Consider the following 20084-nt stretch of genomic DNA (forward strand, 5'->3'; position numbering starts at 1 on the left):
GCCGCCGCGGCCACCGCCCTCCTGGCGGGATGTACCAGCACCGCCCCCACAGGACAGCAGAACGCGGGCCCCGAACTGGTCCGCCCCGGGGTTCTGCTGACCTGTACCCACCTCCCCGGTCCCGCTCCCCGACCGCCGCACCGCCTCAGACCAGCGGCTTGGTGAGCTTCTTGGTGCCGCTGCGGTTGCCGGTCAGGCTGCACACCACGGACTTGACGCCCAGCTGGTAGCCGTGGACGGTCGGGAACTGGACGTAGGTGCCCCCGGCCGTCCCGGCGGGCTGCTTGGCCGCCTTGTCCGGGAGCTCGATGGAGCACAGCGCGGACGCCTTGTCCTTGATCTCGTTCTCGGAGGCCAGGCCACGCGGCAGGGTGTAGACGAAGACGACCTCGGCGTCGTGCGGGCCGTTGCAGGACGCCGCCCGGTTGTTGCCGCCGTCCCCGCCCGGCGGGATGTCGAAGCAGTCGCCCGTCTTCAGCGTGTAGAAGGGCGCCGTGCGGCCGGTGGACGCGGACGGGGAGGTCTCCGGGCCGGTGGGGGTCGCGGAGGCGGACGGCGCCGGGGAGGCGGCGTCGGAGGGGGTCGCGCTCGCCGGGGCGCCGGTGCCCGGCCGGGCCCGAGTGCGGCCGCCGTCGCCGCTGTTGGCCCATATGACGCACCCGACGACGAGCGCCACGACGAGCACGCCGGCGCCGATGATCAGCGCGATCGCGGTGCCGTTGCCGCCGCCGGAGGGCGGAGCGGGCGGCTGCTGCCAGTCACCGGGACCGCCGGCCGCGGGCGGCCCGAAGCCGCCGGCGGGCGCACCGTACGGGCCGGCCGGCGGCTGTCCGGCCGACGGGGCCGAGGGCCCGTAACCGCCCGGCCCGTAACCCCCGGGCCCCGGCTGCTGCCCGCCGGGTCCGTAGCCACCTCCCGGCGGGCCGAAACCGCCCGGCTCGCCCTGGGGCGGCTGGTGCGGCGGCTGGTTGGACGGCGGGGGCGGGGGAAAACTCATGGCGGAAGTGATCGCTTCTTTGATGGGGAGTCAAGGACGCGGTGACCGATCTGGACCGTTCCGAGGCGAAACATCCACCCCTGAGCCACCGTTGGCGCTCCACGGCCCGGGACGGACGGCCCCTGGCCCTGGTCGCCCGGACAGACCCTAACGTGCCCGACGTGTACGCCTCACTGCCCGGAGGTGCTCCATGTTCACCGACCTTCCCCTGGACGAACTGCGCCGCTACCGCCCACCGCTGCCCGAACCCCCCGGTTTCGACGCCTTCTGGCAGCGCACCCTCGACGAGGCCCGCGCCCACGACCTCGCCCCCCGGTTCACCACGGCCGACACCGGCCTGACCCGGCTGCACACCGACGACGTGGAGTTCACCGGCTTCGGCGGGCACCGGATCCGCGGCTGGTTCCTGCGCCCGCGCACCGCGGCCGGGCGGCTGCCGTGCGTGGTGCAGTACCTCGGCTACGGAGGCGGCCGACTGCTGCCGCACGACTGGCTGCTGTGGCCGTCGGCCGGCTACGCCACGCTGGTCATGGACACCCGCGGCCAGAGCGGTCCCGACCGGCCCGGCGACACTCCCGACCCGGTGGGCGCCGCGCACCCGGGCGTACCGGGCAAGCTGACCCAGGGCCTGCTGGATCCCGACACCTACTACTACCGGCGGCTGTTCACCGACGCCGTACGGGCCGTGGAGGCGGCCCGCCGCCACCCGGCGGTGGACGCCGAGCGGATCGTGGTCGCCGGCCACAGTCAGGGCGGTGCCCTCGCGCTGGCCATGACCGGACTCGTCCCCGGGCTCGCCGGCGCACTCATCGACGCCCCGTTCCTGACCCACATCCGGCGCGCCCTCGACCTCACCGACCAGGGGCCGTACGGCGAACTGGCCCGCTATTTCGCCGGCCAGCGCGGCCACATCGACACCGCGCTGCACACCCTCGACCACTTCGACGGCCTGAACTTCGCGGTCCGCGCCACCGCCCCGGCGCTCTTCGGCACCGCGCTGCGCGACGAGATCGTCCCGCCGTCCACCGGATTCGCCGCCCACCACCACTACGCCGGCGACAAACGGCTGGAGGTCTGGCGGTTCAACGGGCACGAGAGCGGCGGGGGCGCCCAGCGGACCGCGGAGATCCGCTTCCTCCGCGAGCTGTTCGGCGGCTGACCGCACCGGCCGCGCGTGTCGTCCACAGGCCGCCCGCGGCCCACGGCCGGCACATTACGATGCGGCTGCGCGCCGGGGCCCTGAGCGGCCGGGAGTCCCGGTTCAGGGCCTGGCACCACCGGCCGCGGAGGGAGGTGCCCGATGGGCGCACAGGCGGCCGGACCGCTGGTCGTCGGCGTGGACAGCTCGACGCAGTCCACCAAGACGCTGGTCGTGGACGCGGAGACCGGCGAGGTGCTGGCCCGTGGCCAGGCACCGCACACGGTCAGCGGCCCCGGCAAGGAGAGCGACCCACGGCAGTGGTGGCAGGCACTGGGCGAGGCACTGGCCCGGTGCGGTCCCGCCGCGCGCCAGGCGTCCGCGGTCTCCGTCGCCGGCCAGCAGCACGGGCTGGTGACGCTGGACGCGGCCGGCGAGCCGGTGCGCCCGGCGCTGCTGTGGAACGACGTCCGGCCGGCCCACGAGAGCGCCCGGCTGATCGCCGAGGGTGGCGGCCCGCAGGCGTGGGCGGAGCGCATCGGGAGCGTGCCGGGCCCGGCGTTCACGGTCGCCAAGTGGGCCTGGCTGCGCGCCCACGAGCCGGACGCGGCGGCCGCCACCGCCGCCGTCCGGCTGCCGCACGACTATCTCGTCCAGCGGCTCACCGGCCAGGCCGTCACCGACCGCGGCGACGCCTCGGGCACCGGCTGGTGGGCGGCGTCCACGGGGGCGTACGACCCCGAGACCCTGGAGCGGGTCGGGCTGACGCCCGCGATGCTGCCGCGGGTCGCGCTCCCCGGCGAGGCTGCGGGCAGCGTCCGCACCGACGAACTCCCGCTCCCGCACGGTGCGTTGGTGGCCGCCGGGACGGGCGACAACATGGCGGCGGCGCTCGGCCTGGGCCTGCGCCCCGGGCAGCCGGTGCTGAGCCTGGGCACCTCCGGCACGGTGTACGCGGTCACCACCCGCCGGCCGGCCGATCCGACCGGCACCGTCGCCGGCTTCGCCGACGCCCGCGGCGACTGGCTGCCGCTGGCCTGCACCCTCAACTGCACGCTCGCCGTGGACCGGGTGGCGGCGCTGCTCGGGCTCGACCGGGAGGCCGTCGAGCCGGGCGGCGGCGCCGTGCTGCTGCCCTTCCTGGACGGCGAGCGGACGCCGAACCTCCCGCACGCCTCGGGCCTGCTGCACGGCCTGCGCCACGACACCACACCCGGCCAGCTGCTCCAAGCCGCCTACGACGGCGCGGTGTTCACCCTCCTGCGGGCCCTCGATCAGGTGTCGGGGCCGGAGACCGCGCCCGGTGCGCCGCTGCTGCTGATCGGCGGCGGGGCGCGTGGCAGCGCCTGGCGGGAGACCGTACGCCGGCTCTCGGGCCGCCCGGTGGTGGTGCCCGAGGCCGGCGAACTGGCCGCGCTCGGCGCGGCGGCGCAGGCGGCCGGGCTGCTGCTGGGCGAGGATCCGGCGGCGGTGGCGCGCCGGTGGGGCACGGCCCGCGGCGCGGAGTACCCGGCGCGGGAGCGGGACGACGACGCCTGGGCGCGGCTGGCGGCCACACTGACGGACGGAGCGGCGCTGCTCGGCGGCTGACGGCGGCGCCCCGCATCGCCGCCGGGAATCGCCCCGGCACACTTTGCCCAGCGCCGAAAAAACCTAAACTCTTTCCACGGAAACTTATATCCATGCCACTCCATCGAGCGATTGTGCGGATAAAAACAGCGCCACTATCTTCGATGCGGCGGCGAGCTGCCGGAGAACATTTCTGACGCCCTCCCGGTGTTCCACGCCGCAGCCTCGACGAGATAGGTGACATGGTGACGACTGCCGGCGAAACGCTGTCCGGAAACGCCGAAGAGAGCCAGAATTCCAGTCTCAGTACCGCCGCCGCGCGGAATCTGGCGACGACCACCAAGACCGCACCGCAGATGCAGGGCATCACCTCCCGCTGGCTGCTGCGGCTGCTGCCCTGGGTGCAGGTCTCGGGCGGCACCTACCGCGTCAACCGACGGCTCGCGCACACCGTCGGCGACGGGCGGATCGACTTCGACATCGACGGCGGCTCGGTCGCGATCATCCCCGAGGAGCTGCGCGAACTGCCCGCGCTCTGGGAATTCACCGACACCGGGGTCCTCGCCGCGCTCGCCGAAAGGTTCATCCAGCACGAGTACGCCCCCGGCGAGGTGATCGCCCAGGCCGGCACCCCGCACGACCGGGTGGTGCTGATCGCACACGGCCGGGTCGACCGGATCGGCACCGGCAAGTACGGCGACGAGACCGTCCTCGACGCGCTGGCCGGCGGCGACCACCTCGGGGACGCCGCGCTCCACCACGCCGACGGCCAGTGGGAGTTCAGCTACCGTGCGGTGACCCGGGTGACGGTGATGACCCTGGCGCGCGAGGCCGCCCGGGAGGTCGTCGACCGCTCCCCCACGCTGCGCGACCACCTCGCGGCGGGCACCGACGGCGACGCGCCGGCGACCGACGCCGGCGGCGAATCCGCCATCGCCCTCTCCTCCGGCCACCACGGCGAACCCGCCCTGCCCAGCACGTTCGTCGACTACGACCGCGCGCCGCGGGAGTACGAACTCAGCGTCGCGCAGACCGTGTTGCGCACCCACACCCGCGTCGGCGACCTCTACAGCGACCCGATGAACCAGGTCGAGGAACAGCTCCGGCTCACGGTGCAGGCCCTGCGCGAGCGCCAGGAGCACGAGATGATCAACAACCCCGGGTTCGGCCTGCTGCACAACGCCGACCTCCGGCAGCGCGTCCGCACCCGCAGCGGCCCGCCCACCCCCGACGACCTCGACGAACTCCTCGCCACGGTCTGGAAGGACCCGGGCTTCCTGCTGGCCCACCCCAAGGCGATCGCCGCGATCGGCCGGGAGTGCAGCGTCCGCGGCCTCTACCCGGACGCGGTCGACGTCATGGGCCACTCGCTGCCGTCCTGGCGCGGCGTGCCGATCTTCCCCTGCAACAAGATCCCGGTGACGCCGGAGGGCACCAGCTCGGTACTGCTACTGCGCACCGGCGAGGAGAAGCAGGGCGTGGTCGGCCTGCACCGCAGCGGAATTCCCGATGAATACGAACCAAGCCTTTCGGTACGTTTCATGGGCGTCGACGACCAGGCCATCGTGAACTACCTCGTCAGCGCCTACTATTCGGCGGCCATTCTCGTACCCGATGCACTCGGCGTCCTGGAAGACGTGGAAATCGGACACTGAGCGGAATTCCCGGAAAAGCGACTGCCGCACCGCGCGGGACGGCAGCGCCTCCCACCGCCCACTTCTCCGTTCCCTCCCGCACGCTTCCCGGAATTGTACGCAACGAGATTTCCCGCTCACGCACCGAGATTTCCCGTACCGATCGGAACAGGTGACCGTTCACCATGACCACATCCGTGGATCCCACGTCCGACCCGCAGAACGAGGCCACCGAGCAGCACCGGTCCAGCCTGGACACCGCGGCCGCCCGCAATCTGGCGACCACGACCAAGACCCCGCCGCAGATGCAGGGCATCTCCTCGCGGTGGCTGCTGCGGGTCCTGCCCTGGACGCAGGTCTCCGGCGGCACCTACCGCGTCAACCGGCGCCTGACCCACACCCTCGGCGACGGCCGGGTGGAGTTCGTCACCGAGGGCGCCGAAGTGCGGGTCATTCCCCAGGAGTTGCGCGAGCTGGCACCACTGCGCGGCTTCACCGACGACCCCACCCTCCAGGAGCTGGCCGGGCGGTTCGCCCAGCGGGACATCGTCCCCGGCGACGTCCTCGCCGAACGCGGCACACCGACCGACCAGGTGATCCTGATCGCCCACGGCAGGATCGAACGGGTCGGCACCGGCAAGTACGGCGACGAGACGGTGACCGCGCTGCTCACCGGCGGCGACGCGGCCGGCGACGCGGCACTGCTCGGCGCCGACGCCGAGTGGGAGTTCACCCTCCGCGCGGCCACCCGCGGCACCGTCCTCACCCTCTCCCGCGGCGACTACGAGGAGGTGCTGGGCCGTTCGGCGGCACTGCGCGAGCACGTCGAGAGCTTCCGCACCGCCCTCGTCCCGGCACAGAACAAACACGGCGAGGCGGCCATCGAACTGGCCGCCGGCCACGTCGGCGAGCCGACGCTCCCGGGCACGTTCGCGGACTACGAGCGGTCGCCGCGGGAGTACGAACTCAGCGTCGCGCAGACCGTGTTGAAGATCCACTCACGGGTCGCCGACCTCTACAACGACCCGATGAACCAGCTGGACCAGCAGCTGCGGCTGACGATCGAGGCGCTGCGCGAGCGCCAGGAACACGAACTGGTCAACAACCGCGAGTTCGGCCTGCTGCACAACGCCGACCTCAAGCAGCGCATCCACACCCGCAGCGGCCCGCCCACCCCCGACGACCTCGACGAGCTGATCTCCCGCCGCCGCAAGACGCAGTTCCTGCTGGCGCACCCGCGGACCATCGCGGCCATCGGCCGGGAGTGGAACGCCCGCGGCATCTACCCCGCGACCGTGGACATCGAGGGCACGACGGTACGCGCCTGGCGCGGCATCCCGCTGCTGCCCTGCAACAAGATCCCGATCAACCCGGACCAGACCAGCTCGATCCTCGCCCTGCGCGTCGGCGAGGAGAACCAGGGCGTGGTCGGCCTCCACCAGACCGGCATCCCCGACGAGTACCGGCCCGGCCTGTCGGTGCGGTTCATGGGCATCAACGACCAGGCCGTCATCAAGTACCTGGTCAGCGCCTACTACTCGGCGGCAGTACTGGTGCCGGACGCACTGGGCATCCTGGAGGACGCCGAGATCGGACGCTGAGATCGGAAGCTGAAACGAACGGGACCGGGAGCCCGAAGCGAAACCTGATACCCCGTCACCCGGGTGCGGCCACTCCCCTGACTTACCGTCAGTTCCACGGCGTGGCACGGCATCCGGGTGACGTTCGTGCGGTCCGATCAGGGGGCGTTGAGCGTATTTGATTCACGGTTGACCTTCTTTGGTCAAGCCATTGACGCAACGGCCATTCCCTTGGCGGGGCGCGTGCTGCTGCGCATGACGAACGCACCGGCTGCGCATGACATGTACGCGACCGCCCCTCGGTCCTTGTCAGGAGTTCGCATGGAACCCGACCAGCACTTCCCGGCTCGCCGTCGGCTGCTCGCCGGCGCCGCCGCATTCGCCGCGGCCGCCGCCGTCACCCCCCTCACCTCGGCCGACGCCACCTCGCCCCGCAAGCGGCCCAGGAAATCCGCCGGCTACCCGCCCGTCCACTGGCACCCCGCCAGCTCCGGCAACTACACGGCGGCCAACCGTCCCACGCAGTACCGCATCGACACCGTCGTGATCCATGTGACGCAGGAGACCTTCAGGGAGACCCTGCGGATCTTCCAGAACCCCCGGCACAAGGCCGCCGCGCACTACGTCGTCCGCTCCTCGGACGGCTACCTCGCCCAGTGCGTCCGCGAACGCGACATCGCCTGGCACGCCGGCAACTGGAACTACAACACCCGCAGTATCGGCATCGAGCACGAGGGCTGGATCGACGACCCGAAGTGGTTCACCGAGAGCCTCTACACCCGCTCCGCCCTGCTGACCGCCGCCATCTGCGAGCGCTACGGCATCCCCAGGGACCGCAAACACATCATCGGGCACGTCGAGGTCCCGGGCGCCACCCACACCGACCCGGGCCGGCACTGGGACTGGTCCCACTACATGGAGCTGGTCAAGGGAGTGTCCTCCTGGGACCACAAGTGGGACCACAAAGGCGACGGTTTCTGGGACCGCAAGGGGGACAGCTTCTGGGGCCACAAGGGCGACGACTTCTGGGACCGTAAGGGGGACGGCTTCTGGGACCGCGAGGGGGACGAGTTCTGGGAGGACCTGCTCGACTCCTGAAGTCCGCCGGGCCGGCCGCCCACGGCCCGGACACCCCGCCGCCCGTTCCCGGGCGACACGGCACCGTTCCGCGAATGTTCGGCATCCCGCCATCCGCGGGCCATAGTGAGCGCGGCCACCACCTGGGACTGTTGACGCGACGTCAGGGGGCTTTTGTGAAGCAGAGGTTGAGAAAGTTCCGGACGGTGGCGGCGCTCGCGGTCGCCTGGGGCGTACTGGCCGGCGGCACGGCGGCGGGCGCGACACGGGCGTCCGCCGACGGCGGCCTCACCCGGACCGCCCCGACGCACCTGGCCCGCGGCGTGACCTACACCCAGTTCCGCATGCTCCTGCCCCGCGGCATCGTCCACGGCCATCTGCTGACCGTGGACCTCTCCGATCCCTCGGTCTCCGTTGACCTGCTCCACCCGGCCGTGGTCGCCGCCCGGGCCCCGGTGTCCGAACTGGCCGACGACCGGGACGCGGTCGGCGCGGTCAACGGCGACTTCTTCGACATCAGCGAGGCGCAGCACCCCGGGGCCGAGGTCACCGGCTCCTCGGTGGGGCCCGCGGTGGCGTCGGGGCGGGAGCTGAAGGCCGCGGTACCGGACGGCCAGCGATTCGGCCCGACACTGCCGCCCGGCGCCACCACCGAGGACGTCCTCACCGTCGGCTACGACCACCGCGCACGGCTGGACCGCCTGGCGCTGCGCGGCACCGTGCGCAGCCACGAAGGCTCCTGGCCACTGCGCGGACTCAACCAGTACGCCCTCCCGCAGGGCGGCATCGGCGCCTACACCGCCCGCTGGGGCGCGGTCTCCCGCGTACGCGCGGTCTGCGGCACGGACACCGACCGCGGGGCGGGCTGCGACACCGACACCGCCGAGGTCACGATCCGCCACGGCCGCGTCGCCCGGATCACCGCCCGACCGGGCGCCGGCGTGATCCAGCCGGGTTCGGTGGTCCTGGTCGGCCGCGAGCAGGGCGCGCGACGCCTGCGGACCCTGCACCTCGGCGAGCGGGTGCACCTCAGCCACCGCCTCGTCGGCCGCCTGCCGGGCCGCCTGCGCTGCGCGGTCGGCGGCTTCCCCGTCCTGCGGCACGGCCGCCCGGCCGACGGCCTGGACAACGTCGCCGTCACCATGCGGACCTCCGCCGGCATCGCCGACCGCGGCCGCACCCTCTACCTGATGGCGCTGGACGGGGAGAAGGGAAAGCACCAGACGGGCCTCACGGTGCGGGAGCTGGCCAGGCTCATGGCGCTGCTCGGCGCGCGGGAGGCGATGGATCTGGACGGCGGCGGCTCCTCGACGTTCGTCACCCAGGGCCCGTACGGCGAGGCGGAGGTGCGCAACCATCCGACGAGTGGGAGGGAACGGCCGGTCGCCAATGCGGTGGGGGTGTTCTCGGGCGCAGGCGGCCTGGGGGAAATCTCGGAGGGGTGACGCCTGGGGCTGGCGACACCGTGGGCTGGTGACGACGCCGGGGCGGCGGGCGAGACCGTGGCGGGTGGGGCGGGGCCGTGTGGCGAGTATGTGGCGCTGGCGAAACTGTGGCGAGTCGGGTGTTCCCCGGTGTTCTCTTCTGCGCTGTCCTTCTGCGGTGTCCGGGGGCGCTTCGTCCGGGGCCTTGTTCCGGGGCGCTACTTCGCTTCGCTGTTGGGCGGGGCTCCATTACTTCGCTTGGTTGTCGGGCGGGACTCCTTTCCGTCGGGTGGGTCGGGCTTTCTTGGTGAGTGGGGGCGCGGGCGTCGGTCTCTCCGTGGGGCGGGGCGGTGGGGCGGCTTGGGGTTCCGCTGTGGGCCGGGTGCCTCTGCCTCTTCCTTGTTCGGCAACGATTACGGAGAGTTATTTGTTCCCGGGGTCTTACGGAGTGTGGTGGAGGTCGTACAGTTCGTACATGGGGTGAGGGTAGAGGGCAGGGTAAGGGGATGGATTACGGGCGGACGCTGCTGACGACGTCGGCGGCGCCGGCCAGGCCATGGTGGATGTCGGGGGCGAGGCTGCTGCCGGCCAGGTAGAAGCCGAGCAGTCCGCACACGAGGGCGTGCGAGATCTTCAGTTTTCCGCTGCGCAGAAAGATCACGACCAGGATCACCAGCAAGAGGATGACCGAGATGGAGACCGCCATGGACACAACACCTCCTCGACCGCCGCCCGAACGGGCGGTAAGCGGTGGCCAGTTTGGCGCATTTCGGGGTATGTCCGGTTAGAGGGCGGGTGCTCCAAACAGGTGGTCACTGCGGGTCACGGAGGGAAGGGGGACACCTCGGTCAGGTGGGGTGGGGCTCCGGGGCAGGGGCGGGCACTGTCCACCGTCGGGCGAGACGGGCCCGTTCTGGATCGGGGTGCGGATCGGGCCAGGGTCGGGCTGAGTCGGGGCGGGGAAGTGGATGGTCCGGGTCGGAGTGGGGGCGGATGGGGCGGGGGCGTGGCGCGAGGCTTCGCCTCGGGGTTTCGTTCCTTTGGGTGGGATGTTCGTGGCCTTCTTTCGGGTGGGGATGTTCGTGGCCTTGGGTGCGGGGTGTGCGTGTGGAGGTGGGGGTGTGCGGCGTCGGGGGCGGCGGGTGACGGTTGGGGACAGTGGGGGTTTTCGGGGGTCGGTAAAGAAGTGGCATGGATCACGTCACGCCTCGCAACGGGGTGTTGCGATTGTGCGTCTTAGCGGCCGACATCGCCGCCGCCCCGCTTCACCGACGGAAAGTCCGCCCATGAGCCTGAGCCCCGCCCGGTCGTTCCGGCCGTCCCGGTCGTTGTGTGTCGCCCTCGCGCTGATGCCGGTGCTCGGCGTCGGCACGCTCGCGGCCTGCGACGCGGCCCGGGCGTCGGCGACGCAGGCGCGGCCGGTGAAGGTGGGGCTGGGGTCGGCCGCCGGGCATCCGACGGTGCAGGCCGGCGACCGGCTTCGGGTCAGTGCGACCGGCGGGGTCCTGACCGAGGTGACGGTGACCGACCCGCGGGGGCGGCAGTTGGTCGGCGCGTTCAGCCACGGCGGGACGATATGGACGTCGCGGGCCAAGGCGGCGCCGGACACCAAGTACTCGGTGCTCGCCCGCACGAGGGGTGTCCAGGGCACCTCCGGTGAGGCCAAGGAGTCGCTGACCACCGGGAAGGTGGCCAAGCGGAACCGGGCGACGCTCAGCCCCCGTCCGCGTGACGGGGTGGTCGGCACCGGCGATCCGGTCAGCCTGACCTTCGCGTTTCCCGTGCGGGACCGGGCGGCGGTGGAGCGGCGGCTGAAGGTCACCACCGACAACCGCACCGAGGGAGCCTGGACCTGGGTGTCCGGTCATGGCATGGAGCGGATCGTGTGGTGCCCGGCGAAGGGCTGGAAGCCGGGCACCAGGGTCACGCTGCGGGCCGAGCTCAACGGCGTGGACTCCGGTGACGGGCGCTTCTTCACCAAGGACTACGGTCTGCGGTTCACCGTGGGCCGGGGGCCGGCGGTCCGGTCGGACCTCGATTCTGACGCGTACATCACACCCGGACTCGGACTTACGCCGGCTTTATGGCAAGGTCCAGGTGGGTGACCCCGTGGTGGTCACCGAACCCTCCTTGCGAGGGACAGACAACCGAGGGGGCGGGGCCGGAGGCTGGATGGTCGGCCGGTCGCAGCGGCAGGGGACCCGGGGCGGCGAGCACGCACCCCGCGGTTGGTCTGCCAACCCCTCTTCAGAGCCTAATGTGACGGAATGAGCACCGTGCAGGACCAGGATCAACTCACGGGGTGGCGGCGCCTGCGGCGCCGCGTCCCCAATGGCTTCGCCATCGTCTTCAGCTTGCTGGGCCTTTTCTGTGCCCTGACGGCACTGATCGGGCCCCTTCGGCGCAACCTCCACTCGGTGATCTACTGGCTGGACACTCTCACCATCCCGGTGACGCCGAACTTCGCCTATGCCGCGTTCCTCTTCCTCCTGGCCGCGGCGTTGACCGCGCGGAAACGGGTGGCCCTGTGGTTCGTGGTCGCGTACATGGCGCTGAACGTCCTTGCCGTCGCGGTGCTGCTGGCGGACGGGGCCTGGGAGTACAGCTTCTCCCTGGTGCTGTGTGTCGGGGCGATGGTGCTGCTGCTCGTCTCGCACCGTGAGTTCTACGCGATCACCCGGCGCGGGGCGTTCCTGCGGGCCGCGCTGGTGCTGGCCGGCGGTCTCGTGGCCGCGGTACTGATCGGCTGGGGTCTGGTGTCGCTGGCGCCCGGTTCGCTGGAGCGCGGTGGCGGCAACCGGCTGCTGTGGGCGGCCAACCGGGTGTGCGGCGGGCTGGTCGGCGGCAAGATCGTCGAGGGGCATCCGGCCCACTGGATCGGCACCCTGCTGGGGCTGCTGGGTGCGCTGGCGCTGCTCAACGCCGCCGCCGCGCTGTTCCGTTCGCAGCGGATGGAAGCGGCGCTGCACGGCGACGAGGAGGACCGGATCCGGGCGCTGCTGGCGAAGTACGGCAGCCAGGACTCGCTGGGTTACTTCGCGACCCGTCGCGACAAGGCCGTGGTCTTCTCCCCCAGCGGCAAGGCGGCCGTCACCTACCGTGTGGAGGCCGGGGTCTGCCTGGCCAGCGGTGATCCGGTCGGTGACCGGGAGGCGTGGGGTCCGGCGATCGACGCGTGGCTGGATGTCGCGGGCCGCTATGGCTGGCAGCCGGCGGTGATGGGTGCGAGCGAGGACGGCGCCAAGGCGTTCGCGCGTGCGGGGCTGGGTGCGCTGCAGCTCGGTGACGAGGCGATTCTGCATGTCGCGCAGTTCGATCTGGACGGCCGGGACATGCGGGTCACCCGCCAGGCCGTCAACCGTGTGGCGCGGGCCGGGGCGACGTTCCGGGTGCGGCGGCACGCGGAGCTGACCGATGCGGAGATGCAGGAGGTCATCCAGCGGGCGGACGCGTGGCGGGACACCGAGACCGAGCGTGGTTTCTCGATGGCGCTGGACCGGCTCGGGGACGAGCAGGACGGCGAGTGTCTGCTGGCGGAGGCGTTCGACGCCGACGGCAACATGATCGCGCTGCTGTCGTTCGTGCCGTGGGGCAAGGACGGCATCTCGCTGGACGTGATGCGGCGCGACCGCAGTGCGCCGAACGGCGTGATGGAGTTCATGGTCGCGCAGCTGTGTGCGCAGGCCGGGTCGCTCGGGGTGCGGCGGGTCTCGCTGAACTTCGCGGTGTTCCGGTCGGCGTTCGAGGAAGGTGCCCGGATCGGTGCCGGTCCGGTGCTGAAGTTCTGGCGGCGGCTGCTGCTGTTCTTCTCGCGCTGGTGGCAGCTGGAGGCGCTGTACCGCTCGAACTCGAAGTATCTGCCGGAGTGGTACCCGCGGTTCCTGTGCTACGCGGATGCCGGTGCGCTGGCCCGGATCGGTCTGGCGTCGGGTATCGCCGAGGGCTTCGTGGCGGTGCCGAGCCTGGGCAAGCTGTGGGGCAAGGGGCACAAGAAGCGGGTGCTGGCCCCGGCGAGCACCGCGGGTCTGCCGTCGCTCGACGAGCTGGGTCTGGTGGCGGCTCCGCCGGCCACCGAGGAGGAGCGCCGGGAGCAGGAGCTGGCGGCGCTGCCCGAGCAGGTGCGGGTGCGGCACCGGAAGCTGGAGCGGCTGCGGGAGGCGGGTACCGACCCGTATCCGGTGGGCGTGCAGCGGACGCACACGCTGGGCCAGGTGCGGGAGGAGCACCGGGAGCTGGCGGCCGGGGAGCGTACCGGCAAGACCGTCACGGTGGCCGGGCGGGTGCTGCTGGTCCGTGATCACGGCGGGGTGCTGTTCGCGGTGGTGCGCGACTGGTCGGGCGATCTGCAGATCGCGCTGACCCGGGATGCGGGCGGTGAGCTGCTGGACCGTTTCGGTGCGGATGTGGACCTCGGTGACCATGTCGAGGCCGAGGGCGAGGTCGGTTGCAGTGACCGCGGTGAGCTGACGGTGTTCGTGACGCAGTGGCGGCTGACCGCCAAGTGTCTGCGTCCGCTGCCGGACAAGCGGCGTGGTCTGTCCGACCCGGAGGCCAAGGTCCGCCAGCGGTATGTGGACCTGGTCGTCTCGCCGGACGCGCGGGACACCGTGCGGGCCCGCAGCACGGCGGTGCAGGCGCTGCGGCAGGGGCTGATCGACCGGGGGTACCTGGAGGTCGAGACGCCGATGCTGCAGCAGATCCACGGTGGTGCGAACGCGCGTCCGTTCCACACCCACATCAACGCCTATGACCTGGACCTGTATCTGCGGATCGCGCCGGAGCTGTATCTGAAGCGGCTCTGCGTCGGCGGTATGGAGAAGGTCTTCGAGATGGGGCGGACGTTCCGTAACGAGGGCATCTCGTACAAGCACAACCCCGAGTTCACGATGCTGGAGGCGTACCAGGCGTTCGCCGACTACGACGTGATGCTCAACCTGACGCGGGAGCTGATCCAGGGGGCGGCGGTCGCCGCGTTCGGCAGTGCCACGGCGCGGAAGGCGGATGCGAGCGGGCGGCTGGTCGAGCACGACATCTCGGGTGTCTGGCCGGTGAAGACGGTGTACGGGGCGATCTCCGAGGCGTTGGGCGAGGAGGTCGACGCGGACACCGGGCCGGATGTGCTGCGGCGGCTGTGCGTGGCGGCGTCGGTGCCGGTCAATCCGGAGATGGGCCGGGGCGACGTCGTGTTGGAGATGTACGAGCGGCTGGTCGAGGAGAAGACCACGCTGCCGACCTTCTACAAGGACTTCCCGACCGACGTCTCGCCGCTGACCCGTCAGCACCGCAAGGATCCGCGGGTGGCGGAGCGCTGGGACCTGGTCGCGTTCGGTACCGAACTGGGCACTGCCTACTCGGAGTTGACCGACCCGGTGGAGCAGCGGCGGCGGCTGACCGCGCAGTCGTTGCTGGCGGCCGGTGGTGATCCGGAGGCGATGGAGCTGGACGAGGACTTCCTGCAGGCTCTGGAGTACGCGATGCCGCCGACGGGTGGTCTGGGGATCGGTGTGGACCGGTTGGTGATGTTCCTGACGGGTCTGTCGATTCGGGAGACGCTGCCGTTCCCGTTGGTGCGGAAGCGCTGATCGCGCGGGGTGCCGACGTCCGGGCCTTTCCGCTCGGATGCGCGGGGCTCCGCCCCGGACCCCGGTCCTCGAACGCCGGACGGGCTGGATTTGCCAGCCCGCCCGGCGTTTTTTGTACGGCTACTTGTTGGCCTGGTGGTGGAGGGGTTCGCCGCGGAGGTAGCGGGCGACTTCGGCGGCGGCGATGTCGGCGGCCTTGTGGGCGACCTGCCGGCTGCCGCCGGCGATGTGCGGGGTGAGGACGACGCCGGGGGCGGTGAGCAGGCGGGAGTCGGCGGGGACGGGTTCCTGGGGGAAGACGTCGAAGCCGGCGCCGGCGAGGTGGCCGCTTTCCAGGGCGTCGCAGGCCGCGTCGTAGTCGAGGAGGGCGCCGCGGGCGCAGTTGACGAGGACGGCGCCGCGGGGCATGGCGGCGATCTGTGCGCGGCCGATCATGCCGGTGGTCTCCGGGGTGACCCGGGCGTGCAGGGAGACGATGCGGGAGCGGCGGAGGAGTTCGTCGAGGGTGACGTGTTCGGCGAGGCCGGCCAGGGTTTCGGGGCGGACGTAGGGGTCGTGGACGAGGATGTGGGCGCCCATGGCGTGCAGGACCTTGGCGACGCGGCAGCCGATGGCGCCGTAGCCGATCAGGCCGATGGTGGTGCCGTCGATCTCGATGCCGCAGTTGTCGTAGTCGTAGTAGTCGCCGCGCCAGGTGCCGGAGCGGAGGGCGGTGTGGGTGTCGCCGACGCCGCGGGCGGCGGCCAGCAGCAGGGTGAGGGTGTGTTCGGCGGTGGCGGTGGCGTTGCGGCCGGGGGCGTGGCAGACGGCGACGCCGTGGCGGGTGGCGGCTTCGAGGTTGGCGTTGACCGGGCCGCCGCGGCTGGTGCAGAAGAGCTTGAGGTCGGGGCAGTTGGCGAGGATGCGTGCGGTGAGCGGGCCGTGTTCGGTGAGGCAGATCTCGATGCCCTGGAGGGCCTGGATCATCTCGTCCTCGGTGCCGGATGCCTCGGTGACCTCGGCGACGGGGCCGAAGGGGGTGTGGGGCCAGCCGAACTGGATCTCGCGTATCTCCAGGGGGGTGTCCCCGGCCGCCTTGCGTACGGCCGCGCTGAACAGGCCGGGGCGGATGAAGTGGTTGCCGGCGGCGAGGACGGTGGTGGTCATGTGGGGTTCTTCTCCTGGTGTGCGGTGCGGTGGTTCGTGGTGGGTCAGGGGAGGGCGGGGGCCGTGGTGAGGGCGGGGGCGTTGAGGCGGAGGAGGGCGGTGTGGTCGTTCTCGATGCGGATCTCGGTGAGGGCGCCGTTGTGGAGTTGGGGGAAGGTGCGGCGGTATGCGGCGAGGGGGATGCCGAGGAGGTGGCAGAGGAGGACGCGGATGAGGGTGGAGTGGGCGACGATCAGGATCCGGCCGTGGGGGTGGTCGCGGGTGAGGTCGGTGAGGCAGGCGGCGGCGCGTTGTGCGGCGTGGCGGGGGTGTTCGCCGCCGGGGAGGTGGTGGTCGGCGGGGTCGGCGAGGAAGGCGGCGAGTTTCTGGGGGAAGTGCTGCCGCATCTCGTCGCGGGTGAGGCCCTCGCCCTGGCCGAAGTCGAGTTCGGTCAGGCGGGGGTCGGTGTGGGGGGTGAGGCCGCAGGCGTCGGCGGCGGGGGCGGCGGTGAGGCGGGCGCGGGAGAGGGGGGAGGTCCAGATGGCGGTGAGGCTGGCGGTGGCGGCCCAGTCGGCGAGGGTGCGGGCCTGTTCGCGGCCGCGGTCGGTGAGCGGGACGTCGGAGCGGCCGGCGTAGCGGTTCTCCGCGTGCCAGACGGTCTCGCCGTGGCGGACGAGGAGGAAGTCGGTCACTGGGCGGCCCTCCTGAGGGCGTGGTCGGCCACGGCGGGGTCGAGCCAGCCACGGCGGGTGAGTTCGGTGACGAAGCGGTGGTAGGTGGGGAGGTGGCGGGTGGTGCGGTGGGGGTCGGGCCGGATCTCGGTGCCGGGGCGGACCATGGCGGCGGCGGTCGCGGGGAGGCCGGCGCCTGCGGAGGCGGCGGCGAGGACGGCCATGCCGAGGGCGCCTTCGGCGTGTTCGGGTACGTGGACGGTGCGGCCGAGGACCTCGGCGCGCAGGCGGCACCAGTAGGTGTTGCGGGCGCCGCCGCCGGTGAAGGTGAGGGGGCCGTCGGTGGGGGCGCCGAGGTGGTCGAGGTAGTCGAAGCAGAGGCGTTCGAGGCAGGCGACGCCGAGGAGGTAGGCGTGGAACTCGGCGGCGCGGGTGGGGGTGTCGCCGAGGATGAAGGGTTCGGCTTCGGGGGCGCGGAAGGGGAAGCGTTCGCCGCCGGTGGAGACCAGGGGGTAGGCGACGGCGTCCGGGTCCTGGGCGGCGGCCTGTTCGGTGAGGACGTCGAGGTTCTCGCCGTGGAAGTACTGGGAGATGACGCCGGCGCCGCTGCTGGAGGCGCCGCCGGGCAGCCAGGTGTCGCCGGGGCCGCGGTGGCAGTAGACGACGCCGGCGGGGTCGCGGATGAGGTGGTCGCTGCTGCCTTTGAGGACGAGGGTGGTGCCGAGGACGGCGTTCCATGCGCCGGGGGTGAGTGCGCCGGCGCCGATCTGGGCGGCGCAGCCGTCGGTCATGCCGGCGACGAGGGTGGTGCCGGCGGGGATGCCGGTGGCGTCGGCGGCTTCCGGGCAGACGGTGCCGAGGACGGTGCCGGGGCGGACGACGTCGGGCAGGAGGTCGATGGGGATGCCGAGGGTGTCCATGACGTCGTGGGGCCAGCGTTCGTCGATGAGGTGGTAGCCGGTTTTGAGGGCGTGGCCGGCGTCGCTGGGGACGGGGTGGCCGGCGAGTCTCCAGGTGATGAGGTCGACCTGGTGGAGGAGGCGGGAGCCGGTGCGGAGGGTGGGGTCGTGGTCGAGGAGCCAGCGGAGTTTGGGCAGGGCCCAGGAGGGCGGCATGCTGCGGTAGCCGAGGGCTTCCCAGACGTGGGCGCCGGCGGCGTTGACGGTGGTGGCCTGGTCGGTGGCGCGGCCGTCGTCGTACATGAGGCCGGGGGTGCGGGGGGTGCCTTGGGGGTCGGTGAGGAGGAGGGTGCCGGAGGTTCCGTCGATCGCGAGTCCCCGGATGCGGTGGGTGTCGAGGCCGGTGAGGGCCTCGCGGCAGGCGTCGGCGAGCGCGGTCCACCAGGTGTGGGGGTCCTGCTCGTGGCGGTTGCCGGTGCGGTGGCCGGTCAGCGGGCGGGCGGCGGTGGCCAGGAGTGTGCCGGTGCCGTCGACGGCGAGGCAGCGGGCGCTCTGGGTGCCGAGGTCGAGGCCGAGCCAGATGCCGTCGGGGTCGGGGCCGCTGCCGGGGCCGGTGGGTCCGGGGGCGTGCGGGTCAGACACGGATGCCTCCAGGGGCGGGGGTCTCGGCGGGGTGGTGGGTGGGGTCGGTGCGTCGGGGGGCGGGGGCGGGGCGCCAGGTGGCGGGGGTGCGCCAGCCGGCGGTGCGGGCGAGGCCGCGCCAGGTGAGGAAGTCCTGGTGGAGGGCGGCGTAGAAGGCGGCGCGCTCGGGGTCGGGTTGCCAGCGGCGCCGCATGTGGACGTACTTGTCGGCGGCGCGGTGCATGCTGCTTTCGGCGCCGGTGCGGACAAGGCCGGTGAGGAAAGCGCCCTTGGCGCCGATTTCGGTGTCGCCGGAGCGGGCGGTGGGGATGCCGGTGGCGTCGGCGATGAGGGCACACCAGGCGTCGCTGTTGGCGCCGCCGCCGCACAGGCGGAGTTCGGTGACGTCGGTGCGGGCGGCGGCGAGGGCGTCGCGCAGGACGAGGGAGAGTCCGTCGAAGACGGCGCGGGCGAGGTCGGCGGGGGTGTGGTCGAGGGAGAGGCCCCAGAAGCAGCCGCGGGCGCCGGGGTCGAGGAAGGGGGCGCGTTCGCCGGCGGGTGAGAGGTAGGGCAGGAACGTCAGGCCGCGGGCGCCGGGCGGGGACTGGAAGGCCAGGCGGGAGAGTTCGGGTGGTCCGGGCAGGTGCAGGAGGCGGGCGGCCCAGCCGAGGACTTCGGCGCCGTTGAGGGTGGGGAAGGCGCGCAGGACGCGTTCGCGGCCGCGGTAGGCGATGTGGACGCCGGAGGGTTCGCCGGTGGTGTCGATGCCGGTGCGGACGATTTCGGTGCACAGGGTGGTGCCGAGGATGCCGCATGCCTGGCCGGGGTTGACGACGCCGACGCCGCGGGCGGTGGCGGCGATGTCGTAGGGGGCCATGACGACGGGGAGGCCGGCGGGCAGGCCGAGTTGGGCGGCGGCGCCGGTGGTGAGTTCGGCGGTGCGCTGGTCCTCGCCGAGGACGGTGGGCAGGAGCCGGGCGCAGCGGGTGAGGCCGAAGAGGTCGAGGACGGCGGGGTCGTACTGGCCGGTGGTGTGGTCGAGGAAGGGGGCGGAGGCGTCGGATTCGTCGGTGGCGCGGATGCCGGTGAGGCGGAGGAAGAGCCAGCCGGCGGCGGTGAGGGAGGTGGTGGAGCGGGCGAGCCGGTCGGGGTCGTGGGCGGCGAGCCAGGCGAAGAGGGCGTTGGGCATGCCGGCGCAGGTGAGTGAGCCGTTGCGGCGGAAGGCGGCTTCGAGGAGGCCGGCGCGCTGCCAGGTGGTGAGGAGGTCGCCGGCGCGGCCGTCGGACCAGAGGAGGGCGGGGCCGGTGGGGCGGCCGTGGTCGTCGATGAGCCAGGCGCCGTCGCCCTGGGCGGTGAAGGAGACCAGTCGGACGGGGTCGGTGAGGTCGGTGAGGGCGTCGCGGACGGTGTGGACGACGGCCTGCCAGACGGCGTCCATGTCCTGTTCGGCCCAGCCGGGGTGGGGGCGGAGGACTTCGGTGACGACGCGGGAGACGGCGATCTCGTTGCCCTGGTCGTCGAAGACGACGGACTTGATGACGGTGGTGCCGGCGTCGATGGTGAGTACGGACATCAGCGGGGTCCTTTCACGCCAGGCCGGCCAGGCCGGCCGATTCCGCCCGGGGCTCGTCCGGCGGCTTCGGGAACGGGGGTGGGTGCGGCTCACCGCGTACATGTGCCGCGGCTCCAGAGAGGGCATCGACGCCGATATCGGTACGTATGCCGCCAGAGTAACGCTGCGCTTGGCTGGCTTCCCACGTTGTCGGC

At 72.4% G+C, this 20084-nt stretch carries 14 protein-coding genes; 8 read left to right on the forward strand and 6 right to left on the reverse strand.

From position 1 onward, the window contains the following. Nucleotides 1-145 precede the first annotated feature (145 nt). On the reverse strand, nucleotides 146-997 hold the full coding sequence (locus ACRAS8_RS04820) for a hypothetical protein (protein ID WP_438484522.1): 852 nt from the start codon (nucleotides 995-997) through the stop codon (nucleotides 146-148). A gap of 190 nt (nucleotides 998-1187) precedes the next feature. Here ACRAS8_RS04820 and ACRAS8_RS04825 point away from each other — a divergent pair, with 190 nt between their 5' ends. From ACRAS8_RS04825 to ACRAS8_RS04850, 6 genes are all read left to right on the forward strand, one after another. Next, nucleotides 1188-2156, forward strand: a complete 969-nt coding sequence (locus ACRAS8_RS04825; RefSeq protein ID WP_438484523.1) for an acetylxylan esterase — start codon at nucleotides 1188-1190, stop codon at nucleotides 2154-2156. A gap of 141 nt (nucleotides 2157-2297) precedes the next feature. Further along, complete coding sequence (gene xylB, locus ACRAS8_RS04830) at nucleotides 2298-3725, forward strand: xylulokinase (protein WP_438484524.1); 1428 nt, start codon at nucleotides 2298-2300, stop codon at nucleotides 3723-3725. 221 nt (nucleotides 3726-3946) lie between these two features. Beyond that, a complete protein-coding gene (locus ACRAS8_RS04835; protein ID WP_438484525.1) occupies nucleotides 3947-5359 on the forward strand; it encodes a family 2B encapsulin nanocompartment shell protein in 1413 nt (470 codons plus the stop codon). A 164-nt stretch (nucleotides 5360-5523) separates the two neighbouring features. After that, on the forward strand, nucleotides 5524-6939 hold the full coding sequence (locus ACRAS8_RS04840) for a family 2B encapsulin nanocompartment shell protein (RefSeq protein ID WP_438484526.1): 1416 nt from the start codon (nucleotides 5524-5526) through the stop codon (nucleotides 6937-6939). Nucleotides 6940-7239: 300 nt separating this feature from the next. Beyond that, complete coding sequence (locus ACRAS8_RS04845; protein WP_438484527.1) at nucleotides 7240-8016, forward strand: N-acetylmuramoyl-L-alanine amidase; 777 nt, start codon at nucleotides 7240-7242, stop codon at nucleotides 8014-8016. Between the two features lie 155 nt (nucleotides 8017-8171). Continuing rightward, entirely contained in the window at nucleotides 8172-9440 is a 1269-nt protein-coding gene (locus ACRAS8_RS04850; RefSeq protein ID WP_438484528.1) for a phosphodiester glycosidase family protein, read from the forward strand. Between the two features lie 490 nt (nucleotides 9441-9930). Here ACRAS8_RS04850 and ACRAS8_RS04855 read toward each other — a convergent pair whose 3' ends face one another. After that, on the reverse strand, nucleotides 9931-10125 hold the full coding sequence (locus ACRAS8_RS04855; protein WP_438484529.1) for a hypothetical protein: 195 nt from the start codon (nucleotides 10123-10125) through the stop codon (nucleotides 9931-9933). A 580-nt stretch (nucleotides 10126-10705) separates the two neighbouring features. Here ACRAS8_RS04855 and ACRAS8_RS04860 point away from each other — a divergent pair. Continuing rightward, the gene (locus tag ACRAS8_RS04860) at nucleotides 10706-11524 is read left to right on the forward strand and encodes an Ig-like domain-containing protein (protein ID WP_438484530.1); all 819 of its coding nucleotides are present in this window, start codon (nucleotides 10706-10708) and stop codon (nucleotides 11522-11524) included. Nucleotides 11525-11686: 162 nt separating this feature from the next. Then, the gene (gene lysX / locus ACRAS8_RS04865; RefSeq protein WP_438484531.1) at nucleotides 11687-15001 is read left to right on the forward strand and encodes a bifunctional lysylphosphatidylglycerol synthetase/lysine--tRNA ligase LysX; all 3315 of its coding nucleotides are present in this window, start codon (nucleotides 11687-11689) and stop codon (nucleotides 14999-15001) included. Nucleotides 15002-15121: 120 nt separating this feature from the next. On the opposite strand, the gene ACRAS8_RS04870 is transcribed toward lysX, so the two are convergent. Genes ACRAS8_RS04870 through ACRAS8_RS04885 form a run of 4 tightly spaced genes read right to left on the reverse strand, consistent with a single transcriptional unit; the run spans nucleotide 15122 to nucleotide 19890 of the window. Continuing rightward, entirely contained in the window at nucleotides 15122-16147 is a 1026-nt protein-coding gene (locus tag ACRAS8_RS04870) for a 2-hydroxyacid dehydrogenase (protein ID WP_438484532.1), read from the reverse strand. 44 nt (nucleotides 16148-16191) lie between these two features. Beyond that, entirely contained in the window at nucleotides 16192-16818 is a 627-nt protein-coding gene (locus tag ACRAS8_RS04875) for a histidine phosphatase family protein (protein ID WP_438484533.1), read from the reverse strand. After that, nucleotides 16815-18338 carry an FGGY-family carbohydrate kinase gene (locus ACRAS8_RS04880; RefSeq protein ID WP_438484534.1) on the reverse strand — a complete coding sequence of 508 codons (1524 nt, stop codon included), beginning with the start codon at nucleotides 18336-18338 and terminating at the stop codon, nucleotides 16815-16817. Before ACRAS8_RS04880 ends, ACRAS8_RS04875 begins: the two co-directional genes overlap by 4 nt. Then, nucleotides 18331-19890, reverse strand: a complete 1560-nt coding sequence (locus ACRAS8_RS04885) for an FGGY family carbohydrate kinase (protein ID WP_438484535.1) — start codon at nucleotides 19888-19890, stop codon at nucleotides 18331-18333. Before ACRAS8_RS04885 ends, ACRAS8_RS04880 begins: the two co-directional genes overlap by 8 nt. Between the last annotated feature and the right edge of the window lie 194 nt (nucleotides 19891-20084).

Origin of the sequence: Streptomyces sp. S186, assembly GCF_051603415.1 — a bacterium.
In the GTDB taxonomy this organism is placed as follows: domain Bacteria; phylum Actinomycetota; class Actinomycetes; order Streptomycetales; family Streptomycetaceae; genus Streptomyces.